This window comes from Planococcus glaciei (genome assembly GCF_900099655.1).
In the GTDB taxonomy this organism is placed as follows: Bacteria; Bacillota; Bacilli; order Bacillales_A; family Planococcaceae; genus Planococcus; species Planococcus glaciei.
In genome coordinates this window covers 18029-35706 of sequence record NZ_FNDC01000001.1, presented here as the reverse complement: position 1 = coordinate 35706, position 17678 = coordinate 18029, and the positions used below count along the sequence as shown (strand labels likewise).

General features: G+C 47.8%; 20 protein-coding genes. 8 read left to right on the top strand and 12 right to left on the bottom strand.

Annotated features, from left to right (window positions below):
• Window positions 1–52 precede the first annotated feature (52 nt).
• The 5 genes from BLQ32_RS00165 to BLQ32_RS00145 all read right to left on the bottom strand — a co-directional run bounded on the left by BLQ32_RS00165 (window position 53) and on the right by BLQ32_RS00145 (window position 3462).
• Window positions 53–688 carry a response regulator transcription factor gene (locus tag BLQ32_RS00165; protein ID WP_036805700.1) on the bottom strand — a complete coding sequence of 212 codons (636 nt, stop codon included), beginning with the start codon at window positions 686–688 and terminating at the stop codon, window positions 53–55.
• On the bottom strand, window positions 666–1709 hold the full coding sequence (locus BLQ32_RS00160; protein WP_036805702.1) for a sensor histidine kinase: 1044 nt from the start codon (window positions 1707–1709) through the stop codon (window positions 666–668). Before BLQ32_RS00160 ends, BLQ32_RS00165 begins: the two co-directional genes overlap by 23 nt.
• Window positions 1706–2404 carry a cell wall-active antibiotics response protein LiaF gene (gene liaF / locus BLQ32_RS00155; RefSeq protein ID WP_036805705.1) on the bottom strand — a complete coding sequence of 233 codons (699 nt, stop codon included), beginning with the start codon at window positions 2402–2404 and terminating at the stop codon, window positions 1706–1708. Before liaF ends, BLQ32_RS00160 begins: the two co-directional genes overlap by 4 nt.
• Window positions 2405–2469: 65 nt before the next feature.
• Window positions 2470–3108 carry a PspA/IM30 family protein gene (locus tag BLQ32_RS00150; RefSeq protein ID WP_074508642.1) on the bottom strand — a complete coding sequence of 213 codons (639 nt, stop codon included), beginning with the start codon at window positions 3106–3108 and terminating at the stop codon, window positions 2470–2472.
• A 12-nt stretch (window positions 3109–3120) separates the two neighbouring features.
• Window positions 3121–3462, bottom strand: coding sequence for a lmo0954 family membrane protein (locus BLQ32_RS00145; RefSeq protein ID WP_036805711.1), 342 nt, complete (start codon window positions 3460–3462; stop codon window positions 3121–3123).
• A gap of 176 nt (window positions 3463–3638) precedes the next feature.
• Here BLQ32_RS00145 and BLQ32_RS00140 point away from each other — a divergent pair, with 176 nt between their 5' ends.
• From BLQ32_RS00140 to trhO, 6 genes are all read left to right on the top strand, one after another.
• Complete coding sequence (locus tag BLQ32_RS00140) at window positions 3639–4724, top strand: metallophosphoesterase (protein WP_074508641.1); 1086 nt, start codon at window positions 3639–3641, stop codon at window positions 4722–4724.
• A gap of 13 nt (window positions 4725–4737) precedes the next feature.
• A complete protein-coding gene (locus tag BLQ32_RS00135; protein WP_036805716.1) occupies window positions 4738–5355 on the top strand; it encodes a DedA family protein in 618 nt (205 codons plus the stop codon).
• An 83-nt stretch (window positions 5356–5438) separates the two neighbouring features.
• Window positions 5439–6389, top strand: a complete 951-nt coding sequence (locus BLQ32_RS00130; RefSeq protein ID WP_074508640.1) for a 2-hydroxyacid dehydrogenase — start codon at window positions 5439–5441, stop codon at window positions 6387–6389.
• A 12-nt stretch (window positions 6390–6401) separates the two neighbouring features.
• The gene (locus tag BLQ32_RS00125; protein WP_036805722.1) at window positions 6402–6815 is read left to right on the top strand and encodes a VOC family protein; all 414 of its coding nucleotides are present in this window, start codon (window positions 6402–6404) and stop codon (window positions 6813–6815) included.
• 53 nt (window positions 6816–6868) lie between these two features.
• The gene (locus tag BLQ32_RS00120) at window positions 6869–7078 is read left to right on the top strand and encodes a hypothetical protein (protein ID WP_074508639.1); all 210 of its coding nucleotides are present in this window, start codon (window positions 6869–6871) and stop codon (window positions 7076–7078) included.
• Window positions 7079–7097: 19 nt separating this feature from the next.
• Window positions 7098–8060 carry an oxygen-dependent tRNA uridine(34) hydroxylase TrhO gene (gene trhO / locus BLQ32_RS00115; RefSeq protein ID WP_074508638.1) on the top strand — a complete coding sequence of 321 codons (963 nt, stop codon included), beginning with the start codon at window positions 7098–7100 and terminating at the stop codon, window positions 8058–8060.
• Between the two features lie 58 nt (window positions 8061–8118).
• Here trhO and BLQ32_RS00110 read toward each other — a convergent pair whose 3' ends face one another.
• The 7 genes from BLQ32_RS00110 to BLQ32_RS00085 form a co-directional block, all read right to left on the bottom strand.
• Window positions 8119–9645 (bottom strand): tripartite tricarboxylate transporter permease, encoded by a 1527-nt coding sequence (locus tag BLQ32_RS00110; RefSeq protein WP_074508637.1) that lies wholly within the window; start codon window positions 9643–9645, stop codon window positions 8119–8121.
• Between the two features lie 18 nt (window positions 9646–9663).
• A complete protein-coding gene (locus BLQ32_RS00105; protein WP_074508636.1) occupies window positions 9664–10113 on the bottom strand; it encodes a tripartite tricarboxylate transporter TctB family protein in 450 nt (149 codons plus the stop codon).
• Between the two features lie 49 nt (window positions 10114–10162).
• Complete coding sequence (locus tag BLQ32_RS00100) at window positions 10163–11176, bottom strand: Bug family tripartite tricarboxylate transporter substrate binding protein (RefSeq protein ID WP_074508635.1); 1014 nt, start codon at window positions 11174–11176, stop codon at window positions 10163–10165.
• Between the two features lie 138 nt (window positions 11177–11314).
• Window positions 11315–11992, bottom strand: coding sequence for a response regulator (locus BLQ32_RS00095; protein ID WP_425312128.1), 678 nt, complete (start codon window positions 11990–11992; stop codon window positions 11315–11317).
• Window positions 11985–13610, bottom strand: a complete 1626-nt coding sequence (locus BLQ32_RS00090; protein WP_244890295.1) for an ATP-binding protein — start codon at window positions 13608–13610, stop codon at window positions 11985–11987. Before BLQ32_RS00090 ends, BLQ32_RS00095 begins: the two co-directional genes overlap by 8 nt.
• 88 nt (window positions 13611–13698) lie before the next feature.
• Entirely contained in the window at window positions 13699–13848 is a 150-nt protein-coding gene (locus BLQ32_RS19745) for a hypothetical protein (protein ID WP_175557046.1), read from the bottom strand.
• Window positions 13841–14743 carry a MerR family transcriptional regulator gene (locus BLQ32_RS00085; protein WP_074508633.1) on the bottom strand — a complete coding sequence of 301 codons (903 nt, stop codon included), beginning with the start codon at window positions 14741–14743 and terminating at the stop codon, window positions 13841–13843. Before BLQ32_RS00085 ends, BLQ32_RS19745 begins: the two co-directional genes overlap by 8 nt.
• 252 nt (window positions 14744–14995) lie before the next feature.
• On the opposite strand from BLQ32_RS00085, the gene BLQ32_RS00080 reads away from it, so the two are divergent.
• Window positions 14996–16477, top strand: a complete 1482-nt coding sequence (locus BLQ32_RS00080; protein WP_074508632.1) for an aldehyde dehydrogenase family protein — start codon at window positions 14996–14998, stop codon at window positions 16475–16477.
• 19 nt (window positions 16478–16496) lie between these two features.
• Complete coding sequence (locus BLQ32_RS00075) at window positions 16497–17663, top strand: saccharopine dehydrogenase family protein (RefSeq protein WP_074508631.1); 1167 nt, start codon at window positions 16497–16499, stop codon at window positions 17661–17663.
• The last annotated feature ends 15 nt before the right edge of the window (window positions 17664–17678 follow it).

Sequence of the window (17678 nt, the reverse complement as noted above, 5' to 3'; positions counted from 1 at the left end):
GGCATCGCTTTTTTGTGCTATTTGAATCTGCTCTGAATCTAAAAATCTCTCCTCATTGCGGAGGAGAGACCAGTTTGTGCTGAAAGGCGTAAATGACGGCTTGGGTGCGGTCATGGACTTCCAGTTTTGAAAGCAGATTGCTGACATGGGTTTTGACGGTTTTCAAGGCGATAAAGAGTTCATCCGCTATTTCCTGATTGGTGTAGCCATTCGCCAACAGCAGCAGGATTTCCATTTCACGATCGGTCAAATCTTCATGAAGCACGCGGTCATGGCGCATTTGCTTCATCATTTTGCTCATCACTTCAGGTTCGAGCACCGGTGTGCCATTCATCGTTTCCCGGATGGAATCGGCAATGCGGGACGCTTTCGACGTTTTCAGTATGTAGCTGACGGCGCCTGCCTTCAGAGCCGGGTAGACTTTGTCGTCATCCAAAAAGCTGGTGACAATCATGATTTTCGCTTCCGGCCATTGGCGGATGATGGCTTCGGTAGCTTCTGCTCCGTTCATGACCGGCATGACCATGTCCATCAAAATAACATCGGGGCGGAGATCGAGCGCCATGTGGACCGCTTCTTCGCCGTTCACTGCTTCACCGACCACTTCCATGTCGCTTTGCGACTGCAGATAAGCCGAGACGCCGATGCGCACCATTTCGTGGTCATCAACCAATAAGATTCGAATCATGGGAAACCTTCCTTTCGATAGGGACTTTTACTTCCACAATGGTGCCTTCGGAAGGCACGGAAACAATTTTGCTGGTGGCGCCGATTTCAATGGCCCGTTCTTCTATATGCTTCAACCCGTAGGAAGTCGACTTCGACTGTTCGCTCTCAAAACCGACTCCGTTGTCCTGGATGCGTAAAATGGCAAAGTTGTCGCGTTCAATGAATAGAATGTGGACTTCGGTCGCTTTCGAGTGGCGCAGCGTATTGGACAGGGTTTCCTGGGCAATGCGGAACAAATGGTCTTCCGCGCCTTTTGGCAGCGGAACTTCTTCGAGTTTGTGCTCAATGGTGAAATACACTTTTTCTTTCAGTTCGGATACGAGTTCAAACAAGCCTTGGCGTAAGCTCTTGTCATGAAGTGCAGCCGGGCGCAGATGCAGCAGCAAGGCACGCATTTCAAGCTGGGCCTGCTGTACCATTTTCTCGGTCTGCAGCAGGCCGGGAGAGGCCCCTTCCTGTTCGGTCATCGAAGACAGCAGCATTGAAGCGGCAAACAATTGCTGGGAAACCGAATCGTGGAGTTCGCGTGCGAGACGCTGGCGCTCCATGATTAGCCGTTCCTGGATGATCTGGTCCTGGGTCTCTGCCCGTTCGTTGGAAATGCGCGCTAAGCTTTTGCGCTGGGATTCCAGCAGTTTCTGCAATTTCAGAATCGATAGAGACAACTGATTCGGCAAGGTTTTCATTTGGGCAGCTTGAATGACCGTCTGGTCTTCGTTGCGGAGAAGCGCTTGGAAAATGTCATCGAGCTCCTGCACTTTTGAACGCGACAAAGATTCCGACCACCAGGCGATTCCGGATGACAACGCAAGCATCAAGACAATGATCCAGATGCCAAAAGGAAGGCCGGCGACAAAATCTTCCCATAGCACCGACCATGTGCGTTCAGTAGGTAGTCCCAATAAGACAATCAAAATACCGAATATGATGAGAGCGAATAAACCGACGAAAAACAGGCTGCGCGGAAGGATCTGTCTCATCTGCGAATCACCTCGACATCGCCCATCCAAGTGGTAATTGAGATGACCAATTCAGTTTTGCTGTATTCGTTTTGAATGTATCCATCTTCTGCATGGATGGTGCCGTTCCAGATGCGCTCCTTTTCGCCGGTGAAAAATTGGGCATCCCCTAAAAGCGTCGTGTAATAAATGCGCACGGGAATTTCGTAAGGCACCACGATTTTGACTTTGCCAAACCCTTGGCGGATAGAGATCAAGGAAGTTTTTTTCGGGAGTACGGTTTGCGTTACATCCACCAGCAAATCGCCGACAAACCCTTGGACGTGGATGTCTTTCCATTCATAGGATTCAATAGGGGTGCTTTGGGCAGACAAGATTTTGTTCTGAATGAGGCCTTTATCGACGGTGCCTTGAATCGGCACGCGCTGCTCCCATTCCTCGCCTTTCCACAAGCGCACCAGCAGATAGACCGCTATGACAAAAATCATTAAGCGCAGGCTCCACATCGACAGCACCGAGATGCCAATCAGGATTAAGCCTGTCCACATATAGGTTTTTCGCGTTTTGGCACTTTTGTTCATTGCGTAATAAATGAGTCCGATACCAAGAAGAACCAAAAATACGCTGCCATTTCCGAAAAATGCAGCTTCCACGAATATGAGAAGTAAAGCGCTCAATAGGAAAAACGCTTGTTTGTTAGTTGTGAACTGTTGCATCGCAGTTTTGCCTCCTTCTTTGTAGCGGAAAAGCGAGAAGAAGGAATCCTTCTTCTCACTCTAGTTTAACCAATTTCTTCGTGTTTGGGGCTGTTTTTTTCCAAAGCTTCCAGCCGGCGTTCCATAGCGGAGCGTTCGTGTTCCTCTTCAACTTTTGAACCCAGCGTTTTGATGTACGACGCCATGTCGTCATAGGATCCGATGCGTTCTGCTGCCAGTTGCGGATTCAGGACTTTGTCCATCTGGTGATGGGCGCGTGTGGCATTTTCCTTGCCCATGAGCTGGAGCTGGCGCACTTTCATGTCTTTCACTTTGTGCTTCATTTCTTCGTAGCGCTGTTCAAGGCCTGTCAATTCAGCAAGGTTCTCCGTAAGAGTCTGTTCCAGCTCCGCTGTGCGGTTTGAATAAGTGGCCACTTCCATTTCTGCAAAAGCAGACAAATCGCTTTCTCCGGAATTTCGGGCCAATTCGAGCTGTGCCTGCCGTTTTTCGAGCATAGCTGAAGCTTCCGCCAATTCCTTTTCAAACTTGCTGTTAAGCTTGGCTTGGCGTTCCACCCATTTGCCGGTTTCTTCTGTTTGCTTTTCGGCTTCCACGATGTAGCGGTTCAAGACCGCCAGCGGATTTTTCTGTTCTTTCTTTGATACAAGTGTGTCAACGTCTGTTGCGACTGCAAATTTTAAACGTTCCCATAAAGATGCCATTTGTTTTCCTCCTTATTTTGTCAGTTTGTCCCATTGTCTTTCGAAATTCATAAACGGATCGTTTGTTTTAGCAGCAACGATTGGGCGTTCATTCCAGTTGCGGTAAATCCACCACAGTCCGGCAGCTGCCGCAACTCCGATCAAGGCCGGCACGTTGGAGATGGCTGATAATACACCGACAGCTCCGACAAACCCCCACCAGATTTTTGCTGCAGTCGATATGCTTTTCAAGTAGAAATGCACACCCATGTAGAGAATCAAACCGGAAACTGCCAATCCCATCATAGCGCCGAGGTTGGATAGTACGATGATGCCGGCAACGATGCCGAGTGTAATCATCCAAAACTTATTCAATTTAACTCCTCCTCTCAATTTGTAACCTAATCTTATCAAGGAAAGAATCTTTCCAACACGGTCCCTGACTGCATCTTTTACTAAGACCTGAGGCGTAGTTGGAGCTAGGTAAGGTGGTGCTGAACGAAAAATGCTATAATATCCCTACTATAGAACAAAGAGGAGGGACAGCTGCTATGAAAATCATTGCGTCGATTATCGGATCGCTGGCAATTTACCTGGCTCTTGTGGCGTATTTAGGCTGGAACGTGTATATATGGATGGACTCATGGGCGCAGTGGATTTATCCGGCATTGTTCGGGGTTGTTTGGCTCCTCATCGCGTTCAGTTTCTTTATCGGACGTTTAGGGCACCGCTTTCTGGCTTTTACCATCATCGGCGCGTATTGGTTTGCATTTCTGGAATATGCCCTCCTACTCTTTCCGGTAGCGAATATTGTTAGTTTGCTTTGGGAGGGGACTCAAGAAGCGCTGATTCTTGGAAATGCAGTGGCGGTTATTTTCCTGCTGATTTTTATTGCCGGAACTTTTCTCGCTTACAGCCCGGTTGTACGGAACTTGGAAATTACGGTCGATCGTCCAGTGGCAGAGCCGCTTCATCTTGTTATCGGGTCAGATTTTCATTTGGGGATACTGTCCGGCAGGCGGCACCTGAAGCGTTTTGTCACCCATGCCAATAAACTGAATCCGGATGTCGTATTGCTGGCCGGCGATTTAGTAGATGACGACCCTGTTTGGTATGCAAGGTACGGGATGAAAGAGGAAATGGAAAAACTGGAAGCGAAGCTCGGGGTTTATGGTGTTTTAGGGAACCATGAATACTACGGCAAAAAAATCCCTTTATTGGTCAAGCTGATGGAAAGTTCGGGCGTAAATATCCTGCGGGATGAAACTATTCTGGTTGGAAATCGTTTCTATTTAACAGGACGGGAAGACCGGACCAATGGAAAGCGGCATGCGCTGCAGCTCTTGCAGCCAAAAGACAAGCTGCCGTGGATCATCATGGACCATACACCTTCGGATTTAAAGACTCCTGTACAATTGGGGGCAGATTTACATATATCGGGCCATACCCATAAAGGGCAAATGTGGCCGAACCGCTTTATCACAAAAAAAGTATTTGAACTGGATTACGGACATCGTCTTGCAGGAAAAACCCATCTTCTTGTATCTTCCGGTTTTGGCTTTTGGGGTCCGGCTATCCGGATCGGAAGCCGTTCGGAACTTTGGTCAATCAAGATGAAATTTGAGCCGACAAGCTAAGGAGCGCAATGGAATGGAACAATGGATTACATCAATTATGTCTGACTATGGTTATCTCGGAATCTTTTTGCTGATTATGCTGGAGAACGTATTTCCGCCAATTCCGTCCGAAGTGATTTTGACGGTCGGCGGCTTCATGACGACAACGACGGATATGACGATTCTGGGCGTCATCTTGGCTTCCACAGCGGGATCCGTGTCCGGTGCACTGATTCTTTACGGAATCGGATTGTTGCTGGATGTGGAGCGCCTGGAAAAAATCGTGGAGAAATACGGCCACATCCTGCGGGTGAAAAAAGCGGATATTCACCGGGCCGATGCCTGGTTTGACCGCTACGGCATTTGGACAATCTTTTTCGGCAGGCTGATTCCGCTGGTACGCAGCCTGATTTCAATTCCGGCCGGTATGGCCAATACAAAGTTTTGGTTGTTCCTGACGTTCACGACGCTGGGAACCCTTTTATGGAATACGGTTCTTGTGTTCGTGGGAGAAGCGGTCGGAGAAAACCGCGATGAAATTATGGCGCAGCTCGATGTTTATTCAAACGTCGTTTATGCGTTGATTGTGCTTGGTGGGCTTGCAGCTGTTTGGTATTACGTAAAGAAAATCAGATCCCGCGAGATGGACTGAGAATATTCGGGGAAACTGCCGGTTGTTTGCCGGCAGTTTTTTTTATTGTTATAATTATTTGACAATAGAAATGGAGGGTCAGCATGAAACCGATCGTTTACATTACACAGAAATTGCCTGATGAGGCGGTATTAGGACTGCAGGAGTCCTTCGAAGTACGGATGTGGGAAGATACGGAGACTTCCGCGCCGCGCGAGGAATTGCTGAAACAAGTCAAAGAGGCACAAGCACTTTGGACGATGTTATCGGACCAGATTGATGCGGAAGTGTTCGAAGCTGCACCGAACTTGAAAATCGTGACGAACCTGGCGGTAGGCTATAACAACATCGATCTGGACGCCGCACATAAGCATAAAGTATTTGTCACCAATACGCCGGATGTGTTGACGGAAACCACGGCAGATTTGACGTTTGCCCTGCTTTTGGCAACCGCGCGCCGTATTGTGGAAGCGGATCGAACGGTTCGTTCGGGTGAATGGAAGTCCTGGAGCCCGCTTGGAATGGCCGGCATGAATGTCGGGGGCGCAACCCTCGGCATCATCGGCATGGGACGCATCGGCGAAGCCGTAGCAAGGCGCGCTCAGGGGTTCGGCATGAATGTGCTTTACCATAACCGGACGCGCAGAAGCTTGGAAGACGTGAAGTATGCAACACTGGAAGACCTGCTTCAACAGGCGGATTATGTGGTCATCTTAACGCCGCTGACGGACGAAACAAAAGGGATGATCGGCGAGCATGAATTGTCGTTAATGAAGGAATCCGCTGTTTTGATCAACGTGGCGCGCGGTGGAATCGTCGATGAAACTGCGTTATACGAAGCGTTGAAAGCAAACAAACTATGGGGTGCCGGGCTGGATGTCTTTGAACAGGAACCGCTTCCGACGGACCACCCCTTATTGTCGCTGCCGAATGTGACCGTGCTGCCGCATATCGGCAGTTCAACGGTCCAAACCCGTATGGCGATGATGGCAATGAACGCCGAAGCGATTGCTTCATGCTTGGAAGGCCATTCGGTAAAAAATCGAATCTGTTAGGGGCTGGGGAAAATGAAAGGTGCAATCACGCCGTATTTAACCTTTTACGGGCAAGCGGATAAAGCGGCTTCTTTTTACGAAGAAGTTTTCGGGCTCGAACGAATGGCAAGCCAGACATACGGGGATTCAGATTTCCCGTCTCCGGACCATGCCAAAGAATTTCTTCTGCACTGCCTGCTGCAAAAAGGCGATTTCAAGCTGATGATGGCTGATTCTGTGGAAGAACAGCCCGTTCAGCCGCGTTCCGGATTGGCTTTAGTAGTAGAATGCGAAACCGGTGAAGAAGCGGTGGAGATTTTCAGCAAGCTGTCCGATGGCGGACAAGTGCTCATGGAACTGCAAGACACGTTCTGGGGAGCCAAATACGGAAAAGTCAAAGACAAATTCGGCTTTGTCTGGGACTTGAACGTGGAAAAAGAAAAGTAAAGGCGCCTGCTTAGCCCCGACAAGCGCTGGAGGACTTGAGGAGATGGCGCTTTTTGCCATCACCGAAAGACCGAAGCGACCTCGAGGGGCTGGGCGCCGCAACTGGACAAAAGAAAAGTGAAGGCGCCTGTTTAGCCCTGAAAGATATAAAGCAGCTGTTCAATACAGCTGTTTTTTCAATTCCGCAAAAGTTGAAGTTTGCCGTGTTTTATTGTAAAATGATTGAGGTTTTTGAAGTCAGTAGGACTTATGAAACAAATTGAAGAATAGGGGGTATGATTCATGCAAAATCATACACACAACGTTTTACTTTATTATTTATACACACCGATTGAAGAACCGGAAACTTTCGCAGCTGAACATTTGGCAGCTTGCAAAGAACTTGGATTGAAAGGCCGTATCCTGGTTTCCCAAGAAGGAATCAACGGTACATGCTCCGGTACAATTGAGCAAACAGAACAATACATGGAAATGCTGAAAAGCGATCCGCGTTTTGCGGATATCGTCTTTAAAATTGATGCAGCTGATGGCCATGCATTCAAAAAAATGCATGTACGCGCGAAAAAAGAAATCGTTCACTTGGGATTGGAAGAAGACATCAATCCGCATGAATTGACTGGAACTTACCTGGAACCTGCAGAATTCTATAAACGCATGCAGGATCAGGATACAATCGTGCTTGATGCACGCAACGATTATGAATATGACTTGGGTCATTTCCGCGGCGCTGTGCGTCCGGATGTTGAAAACTTCCGTGATCTTCCGGAATGGGTCCGCGAAAACAAAGAAATGTTTGAAGGCAAGAAAATCCTGACTTACTGCACCGGCGGAATCCGCTGTGAAAAATTCTCCGGCTGGCTGAAAAGAGAAGGATTTGAAGATGTGGCGCAATTGCACGGGGGCATCGCAACTTACGGAAAAGACCCGGAAGTGAAAGGTCAGCTTTGGGACGGACAGATGTATGTCTTTGATGAGCGCATTGCCGTTCCGGTTAACCAGGTGGAGCATGTCATTGTCGGGAAAGACCATTTTACCGGCGAACCTTGTGAGCGCTACGTAAACTGTGCAAATCCAGAATGCAACAAGAAAATTCTTGCTTCTGAAGAAAACGAACACAAATACATGCGTTCATGCTCAGATGAGTGCCGCGAACATCCGCGCAACCGCTATGCATTTGAACACGGCTTGACAGGTGCTGAAGTCCAGGAACGCTTGGATGCACTGAAAGAAACGACTGAAGTTTAATAAATAATAAAAAAACCGTCCTCGAGGACGGTTTTTTTTATGGAAAGAATCACGAGGCTTAGCCTTCTTCATTCAAAACAACAGAGCGCCCTTTCAATTTCAAAAGCAGTGGAATGAGCAGCCATGCTGCTGCTATTAGAAGCAAAACCAAAGAAATTGGATTGGTGACAAATATGGAAAATTCGCCATTTGAAATGGTAAGCGCACGGCGCATATTGTTTTCAATCATTGGCCCAAGAACCAGTGCCAAAACCAGCGGGGCAACCGGAAAGTCGTTTTTGGTCAACAAGTAGCCAAGCACACCGCAGGCAAGAAGCAAGTAAAGGTCAAACGTCGTGTATTGCACCGCATAGACGCCGAAAAACGAAATGGCGATAATGATCGGCAATAAATACTTTTTAGGTGTCTGGATAATTTTAGCAAACACCTTCACAAGCGGCATATTCAAGATGAGAAGCATTAAATTTCCAACAAACATACTGGCAATCAGACCCCAAGCAACTTCAGGATGGTCATCGAACAACAGTGGGCCTGGCTGGATATTGTACATGATCAAGGCACCCATAAGAATTGCGGTAGTTCCCGACCCTGGGATCCCGAGAGTCAGAAGGGGAATCATCGCGCCGCCGGATGCTGCGTTATTTGCGGATTCCGGACCGGCAACGCCGGCAATCGCACCTTTGCCGAACTGCTCCGGATTTTTGCTGAATTTTTTCTCGCCAATATAAGAGAAGAACGAAGCAAGTGTAGCGCCTGCACCTGGCAAAACACCAATAAAGAAGCCTAAAAATGAACCGCGCAATATAGGTGCAGCACTTTCCTTCAAGTCCTGGCGAGTAGGAAGAATGCGTCCGATTTTCGCCATCGTGCCGTCTTCATGGTCACGCTCCAAAACCGTTTTAAACACTTCTCCTAAAGCGAAGAGGCCGACCGCAATCGTAAGGAACTCGAGTCCGGAATACAAGACCGGAATGTCGTAAGTAAAGCGGGCGATGCCGGATACTGCGTCAATTCCAATCGTTCCAAGCATCAGGCCAAACACGGTCATCATCAATGCTTTCGTCATGGATTTTCCGGCAAGGCCGCTGACTGCCGCCAGTCCCAATAGCATAAGGGAGAAGTATTCAGCAGGGCCGAATTGGAGAGCGACATTCGATAGGGGTTCCGCCAGCAGGACAAGCCCGATAAGGGAAATGATTCCCGCCGCAAACGAGCCGATTGCCGCGATGGACAAAGCCGATCCGGCCCGTCCTTGCTTCGCCATTTGATAGCCATCAAGCGTCGTCACAACAGACGAAGATTCACCGGGCGTATTGAGCAGGATGGAAGTGGTCGAGCCGCCGTACATGGCACCGTAATAGACGCCGGCCAATAGAATAATCGAACTTGCTGCCGCAGCTTCTGTCGGAAGCCCGGCCGTCAAAGTTGCGGTGACGGGAATGAGGAGTGCCACGCCGCTCATCGGACCGATTCCAGGCAAGACGCCGACAGCTGTTCCGATTAAGACGCCAACAAATGCAAAGAGGATATTCTGCCATTGAAATGCAATGCTGAATCCATCCATCAGAAATTGTAAGGTATTCATAATACTCCACCTCTCTAGTTAAAATACAGGAAACCCTGGCAATGAACCGCCGAGGAATTCGGCAAAAAAGTAATAGACGCCAAATGAAAACACGCCAGCGATTATAATGGATTTGATCCATTTGCCGCGTTCCATCGTCTGGAAGGCAATCAAAAGAAACGCAAACGTTGTAATAACATAGCCAAGAGGCTCAAGCAGTGCAGCGTATAAAAGTGCGCTGACAAAAATGATCAGGAATTTTTTGTACAGGACGGGTTCGCCGCTCTCGGTTTTCGCCTGATAACGGAATGTTTCATACAGCAAACGCAGGCTAAGCAGGATTAAAACTGCGCCAAGGCCAATAGGGAAGATGTCTGGACCGACTGCTGAACCATACGAGCTTTTGGAAATCCGCTGGCTCTCAATGACAAACAGAAGGCCAATCAGTAAAAAAGCGATTCCTGCAAAGCGATCGAAGGTTTTACTCATTGTCTTTCACTCCTTTTAAAGTAAGAAAGCGGCCGAAGCCGCTTCCACATTATTTTTGCATATTGAGGGCTGTCAGTAATTCAACAATCACTTCTTCTTGAGTTTTCAAGTATGTTTCAAAGTCTTCGCTGTTTTTGTATTCACTTTGCCAGCCGTTTTTCTCCAGCTCTTTTTTCCACTCGTCCGAGTTGGACATTTCTTCTAATTTGGTTGACCAGTATTCTTTCGCCCCATCCGTCATGTTCTTAGGTCCGAAAATCCCGCGCCAGATCGTAAACTCAGCATCGATTCCTTCTTCCATAAATGTTGGCACTTCGCTTAATTCTCCTTCAAGCCGTTCAGGTGAACTCACGGCAAGCACCCGGACATCGCCCGATTTCACATATTCTGCAATAGTGGATGCATCGGTCGCAATCACATCCGCGTTGCCTCCAAGAAGAGCAGCTACAGCTTCACCGCCGCCGTCATAAGAAACGTACTTGACTGATTTAGGGTCGATTCCATATTCAAAAGCAGGCAGGATGCCTACTAAGTGGTCCATCGATCCAGGAGCAGAACCACCGGCCAATGTAACACCCGTAGCATCTTTTTTAATGGCATCAAGGACATCTGTCAAGGTTTGGAATTTTGAATCCGCCTTAACGACGATCGCTCCGTAATCGCGGGTCAACTGCGCAAGCGGCGTTGTATCTTTATAGCCGTATGGGCTGTTGCCTTCCGCTTTATTGTTATTAATCAGGATCGGCGGGGATTTTACAAGCATCATGTAATCGTTGTCGACTTCTTTTGTTGCGTATTCCGCCATGTAAACGGCTCCGCCGCCGCCTGGTTTATTTTCCACTGTGATTGGCTCTTCAATCAGTTTAGTCGCGTTCATTGTCTTAGCGATGGAACGGGCGGTCAAGTCCCAGCCGCCTCCAGCACCCGAAGGAGCTACGATGGTCATTCCGCGTTCAGGATAATTTGCATCTCCGCTTGCGTTAGTGCTTTCTTCTGAAGAACAGGCAGCAAGGCCAACAGCCAATACACCAGCAAGTGACACAGAAATCAACTTTTTCAACATATACTTCATCCCCTTTTAAAATAATAAAAAAGACAGCGCTTTCATCTGCTGCCTTTAATTTATCAGAACTTTTATTCAATTCAATGTTTATGGGCATAAGGGGGATACTGTCCATAAACTCAATATTGTTCATAATGTTCACGGGCGGGGGAAGTACCGCCTCTCCGGCCTGCCGATGGTTCCGTAAAGCAGCTCTGCTTTGGCGGATTGCTCGGCTACTAAATGCTCCAGGTAGCGCCGGGCCGTCGAACGGCTCATTCCGCAAACCGAACCCATTTCTTCAGCGGTAATGCCGTTTAAAGCAGTGGACAATTTTTCTTTGATTCGGAACATGGTGTTCGGGTCAATGCCCTTTGGTGTCACCAATGGCTCCGAGAAAACCGGCCGGCTCTTATTCCATAATAGATGGATTGATTCTTCATCAAGCTTGCCATCTGTTTCTAACGAACGCCGTTTTTCCTGATACATCAGCAGGCTGTCCTTGAAACGGTCAAATGTTAACGGCTTCAATATATAGTCCGAAACTCCACTCCGCAAAGCTTTTTTTACAACATTGGTTTCTGATGCCGCTGTAATGAAAATAACATCGGATTCTGGGCTTTCCTGCTGAATATACGGAATCAGCTCAGTCCCTTTCATATCGGGCAAGTAAACATCCAGCAAGATTAAATGAGGACGCAGCACTTGGATCCAATCTTTTGCTTCGCTTCCGTTATAGGCAGATCCGACAACTTGAAAGCCATCGATTTTCTTAATAAATCGTTTATGAATATCAGCGATGCGTTTATCGTCTTCAATAATCAGTACTTCAATCAATGCTATTCCCTCCGATTTTTATCGAAATTATAAACAAAGCCCCTCCAAGATCACCGCTTTCCATCGCGATTTCTCCTTGCAGTTCCTGCACGTTTTCATGCACTTTGACTAATCCATAGCCTCGGTCTTTACCGTTTTTCGTAGATATGCGTTTTTTGAAAAGGGCAGATAGTATTCCGGAATCCAGACCTTTTCCTGAATCCTCCACTTCGATCAGAATTTCGCTGCCGTTGTCTGTTAACAGAAGCCGGACAATTCGTCTGTCTTCGGGAAGGTGTTCCACTGCTTCAAATGCATTGGTGACCAAGTTGCCTAAAATTGAGACAAATAAACCTTTCTCAAAATGAGGAGGAAGCTGTTTCAACCAACTTTCTTCATCCAGAATCAGTCTTACTTTCAGTTCACGCGCGCGGTTGAATAAGCCGATTACGATTCCACCCAAAAAAGGATCCTGCAATCGCTCGGTCACAAAGCGCACCAGCGACTGCTGTTCTTCAGATTCGTCATGAATCAGCTCCATAGCTTCTTCAAGAGAATTAAGCTGAATCAGGCCGGACAATGTGTACAGCAAATTTTGGTGCTCATGGGTTTGTGCACGCAAAGCATCTGCATACTGGCGTACTTGAGATACTTCGTTTCGAAGCCCTTCAATGTCCGATTGAAGCCGGAAACTAGAGACCGCCCCAATGATTGTCTGGCCTTGGCGAATAGGGATGCGATTAATGATTGTCTTTTTACCGCGGATCGTTGCAGGCCTGTCCAACTGCGATTCACCTGTCTGCAATACTTGCAGCAGCTGGGTATTCGGAACAATCTTTTCAATCGGCTCGCCGATCAGATTTTTCCCTTTTGGAAAAGACAGCACTTCATAAGCGGAGCTATTTACCATCGTAATCTTGCCGTTATGGTCCACCATAATAATGCCTTCTCGGACCGATTCAATCAAAGCGTTCCGTTGTGTATATAAATTGGCAATTTCAACCGGTTCTAAGCCAAATAAGGTTTTTTTGATGTTTCGGGCCAGAACCATTGAGCCGAGAGCGCCGAACACAATGGCAATCAGCACAATGCCGACAATTGAATCGGCGTATTCAAGAAAAGTGGAAGTCATATTCTTTTTTAGAAAACCGACTGAAATAATGCCGACAATCGTGCCGTCTTCATCAACTATAGGCGCTTTCCCCCGGAGCGCCGGCCCAAGGGAACCGGTAGCTTCTGAAACATAGGATAATCCGGATGAGAGGGCACGTTCATTGTCATCACCGACCATCTTTTTTCCGATGCGCTCTTCCACTGGATGGGTATACCGTATGCCCTCCGTATTTCCAATGACAACATATTCTGCGCCGGTCTGTAGCCGGATTTCCTCGGCAATCGGCTGAAGGGAGGAAGTGGGATCTGCCTCTTTAAAAGCGATTTTTACGTCTTCACGGTCTGCTGTCGTGCCGGCAATGTCCAGTGCACGCTGTCCGACTTGTTCTTCAATCGCTTCGGAAATCGTGTAGTAAAAAGAGATTCCAGCCAGCACCATGACAGCAGAGATAAACAAAGCTCCGTATAAAAATATTCTGCGCTGTAGTGGCATGCTGCATTCACTCATTTCTTTTTGATAGTTCATTTTATACAATTCCGAGCCGTTTAGAAAGCCAGCCAGGAAAAAGAATTTTATTGCGGATAAATTTAAGCAAGAAAAAAACGCAAAAGATTTACTTTTGCGTTTGTTCTTCCTGTTCTTTCAGTTCAGCCGTACAGTCAAAGCACAGCAGTTTCCCTTCAACATAAACCCCGTCTAAAAATCCGTCACGGCAATAAATGTCTTTCCCGCAGTTGCTGCAAGGGCCAATCAGTTCACGCATGCTGCTGCATGCCTTCCGCGTGGATGTACATCGCTTCTTTTAAATATTTTGACAAGCCTTTGCCATGCTGGTCGATGTTGTTGGCAAAGCGGCTGTCCGCTGCATACAAGTCAGCAAGCCCCCGGAACATTTTAGGCGTGCAATCATAAAAGCGGTTCAATAATATGTAGTAAGCTTTCATTTCAGTCTGCACTTGCGGAGCATCCGGGGAAAGGTGCATCAATGACGCTACGGCAGTATAAATCCGGTTGCCTTCACGGTTGATTTCTTCTAAATCCTCTTCTTCTTTTTCCGCCTGCGGCTCTTCAACGGAAGGCGTGCTTCCATAATCCTGAAGCTCTTCAACCGCTGGCGAGTCCTGTGAATCCAGAACAATTTCTTCCACCGTAATTTCCTCAACAGGCGTTGCGGCCGCTGCCATTTCCAAATCGTCAATTTGCGCTGCATGTTCAGCGTCTGTTGAATGACCTGGAGCTTCCGGCATCTCTGCTGATTTATACTTTTCAATCGTGTCATCTGATTTCTTAGCGGAAAACGCTTCGAAACGCTCGCTATTGGATAGGGTTTCCAAACCTTCAAGTTCCCGTTTGGTCCGTTCCGCATTTTGAATCAGTTTTTCCATGCGCGCTTTTTTCTTTTCCAAGAGTTCAGCATGCTGAACCAAAGCGAACTTCGGATCAAATCCTTCTGCCACAATTTCCTGGATCTTCTTCAACGAAAAGCCCAATTCTTTGAAGAACAAAATATGCTGAAGCAATTTCAAGTCTTCGTCGCTGTAGTAACGATATCGGTTAGATCCGATGTTGGACGGTTTCAGCAAACCGACGCTGTCGTAATGATGGAGTGTTCGGACACTGACTCCTGCAATCTTTGCCACTTCCTGTACTTTATACAAGTAAATCACCTCTTCATTATTGATTAGACTATGACGCACCGTCAGTGTCAATAGATAGCAGCGATTTAACACGAAATAGCACCTTATTCACAATTAGAGAGGCTGTCAGCAAAAATAAAAAGGGTACTTTCGCTCACACGAAGAATAAAGATAAAAGACAGATATTTCTAACAACTCCTGGAGATTTCTTGAAGAGTATGAAATAATGAAAATGAAAGCGTTTTCAGTAATGATGCTAAAGGGGGAAATGGAATGAAATTGATGAATTATGTGAATGGCCAGTGGCGCGACAATCCGGATGCAAAATTTACGGCGGTGCTGAATCCGGCGAACGGCGAAGAATTGGCACAAGTTCCGTTATCGACAGCGAAAGAAGTCGATGAAGCTGTTCTGGCAGCGAAAGCAGCACAGAAAAAATGGGCCAAAGTTCCAGCTCCTAAGCGGGCGGACTATTTATATGAAATTGGGCGCTTGATGAAGCAAAAGAAAGAAGAGCTGGCACAAGTATTGACGAAAGAAATGGGGAAAGTGATCGAAGAAGCGCGGGGGGAAGTGCAGGAAGGAATTGATATGGCTTATTACATGGCGGGGGAAGGCCGTCGCTTGTTTGGTGAAACGACGCCGTCGGAACTTGCCGATAAGTTTGCGATGAGTGTGCGTTCACCCATTGGCGTAGTTGGGCTGATCACCCCTTGGAACTTTCCAGTGGCGATTGCGACATGGAAGTCGTTTCCCGCGATTGTGGCAGGCAATGCCTTCATCTGGAAACCCGCGACCGAGACGCCGATGATGGCCTATGAAATGGCGAAAATATTCGAAGAGGCCGGATTGCCTCCTGGTGTTGCGAACATCGTATTCGGTTCGGGCTCCGAAGTGGGAACGGCCATGATCGAACATCCTGACGTTAAAGTCATTTCGTTCACCGGTTCTACGGAAACCGGACGGAAAGTGGCGGAAGCCGGCGGTCGGAATCTGAAAAAAGTCTCACTTGAAATGGGAGGGAAGAATGCCGTCATCGTCATGGAAGATGCAAACCTGGAACTGGCGGTTGAAGGGATTTTGTGGAGTGCTTTCGGCACTGCCGGACAGCGCTGCACAGCCTGCAGCCGGGTCATCGTCCATAAAGATGTGAAAGAGGCCTTGCAGAACTTATTGCTGGAAAAAACTTCGGCTTTGACAATTGGCGACGGTTTGGACGAATCGGTGAAAGTCGGACCGGTCATCAACAAAGGCGCATTGGAAAAAATCCATTCCTATATTGGCATCGGCAAGGAAGAAGGAGCCGCTTTGCTTACCGGCGGCAAAATCCTTGAAGAAGCTCCGCATGACAAAGGGCATTATTACGCGCCTACCATATTCACAGATGTTGCTCCGGAGATGCGGATTGCCCAGGAAGAAATTTTTGGCCCGGTCATTTCAATCATTGAAGTCGGCAGTTTTGAAGAAGCGATCGAAGTCAATAACAGCGTAATTTATGGCTTATCGAGTTCGATTTATACTGCCGATGTAAACCGTGTATTCAAAGCGCAGCGGGATCTGGATACCGGCATCGTCTACATTAATGCAGGTACGACTGGCGCAGAAATTCATTTGCCGTTCGGAGGGACGAAAGGGACAGGCAATGGCCACCGGGATTCAGGAGTGGCCGCACTGGATGTCTTCACGGAATGGAAGAGCGTTTATGTGGATTTCAGCGGGAAACTGCAGCGTGCCCAAATTGATAATGACATTTGAACAGGAAGGGGAGATAGAAATGAAAGTGGTTGTATTGGGAGCGGGATTGATGGGCAAGCAAGCGGCAGGTGATCTAGTCGCAAGCAGCAATGTGGAAAAGGTATATTTAGCTGATATGAATATTGCGCAAGCGGAACTTTTTAAAGAGTATGTCGAAAGCGACAAGCTGGAAGTGCTTTATCTGGATGCCAACGACGACCTGGAACTGGCGGCTGTCATTTCGAAAGGCGATGTCGTAATCAATGCCTTGTTTTACACATTCAATGAAAAAGCGGCTAAAACCGCTCTTTCCTGCGGCGTCCATTACGTCGATTTGGGCGGCCATATCGGAGGGGCGACGGACGCCGTTCTGGCATTGCACGAAGAAGCAGAGAAAAAAGGCGTTACGCTGATTCCCGATCTTGGAGTAGCGCCTGGAATGATCAATATTCTAGCAGGGCATGGTGCCGCAAAACTCGACGAAGTACGGGAAATGAAGCTGTTTGTCGGCGGCATACCGGTAGAACCTGAACCGCCGCTTGAATACAATCATGTATTCTCGCTTGAAGGGGTTTTTGATCATTATACAGATCCATCGCATGTCATCCGGGGAGGAGAAGTGAAAGAAGTCGCTTCCTTATCCGAAATTGAATCGGTGGAATTTGAAGGGTTCGGAGAGCTGGAAGCGTTCCATACTTCCGGCGGCACGTCGACATTAATTGACACATTCAATCATATTGAAACCCTGGAATATAAAACCTTGCGCTATAAAGGGCATGCAGAAAAATTTCGGATTCTGGTGGAACTGGGTTTCACCGACCGGGAAAAAACGGTGATGGTCAATGGCGTATCCGTCAAGCCGCGGGATGTGCTGCGCGAAGTATTGGCTCCAATTACTGAACTCGGCGATAAACAGGATGCCGTAGTGCTCCGTGTCCAGGTTTCAGGAATAGAAGATGAAGAGGAGCTGACGTACGAATACAATATGGTGACTGTCAAAGACGCCGAAACTGGGGTGACGGCCATGGCGCGCGCAACGGCGTACACGATTTCGGTTGTGGCGCAAATGATCGGCAGCGGCGTCATCGATAAACGGGGAGCCATTCCGCCGGAGCTCATTGTAAAGGGTGATGAGTACATGAAAGAAATGGCAAAACGCGGGGTCGAAATCCACGAAACGATTCACCGTTCTGCTTATCAAAGCTGAAAGATAAAAGGGGGA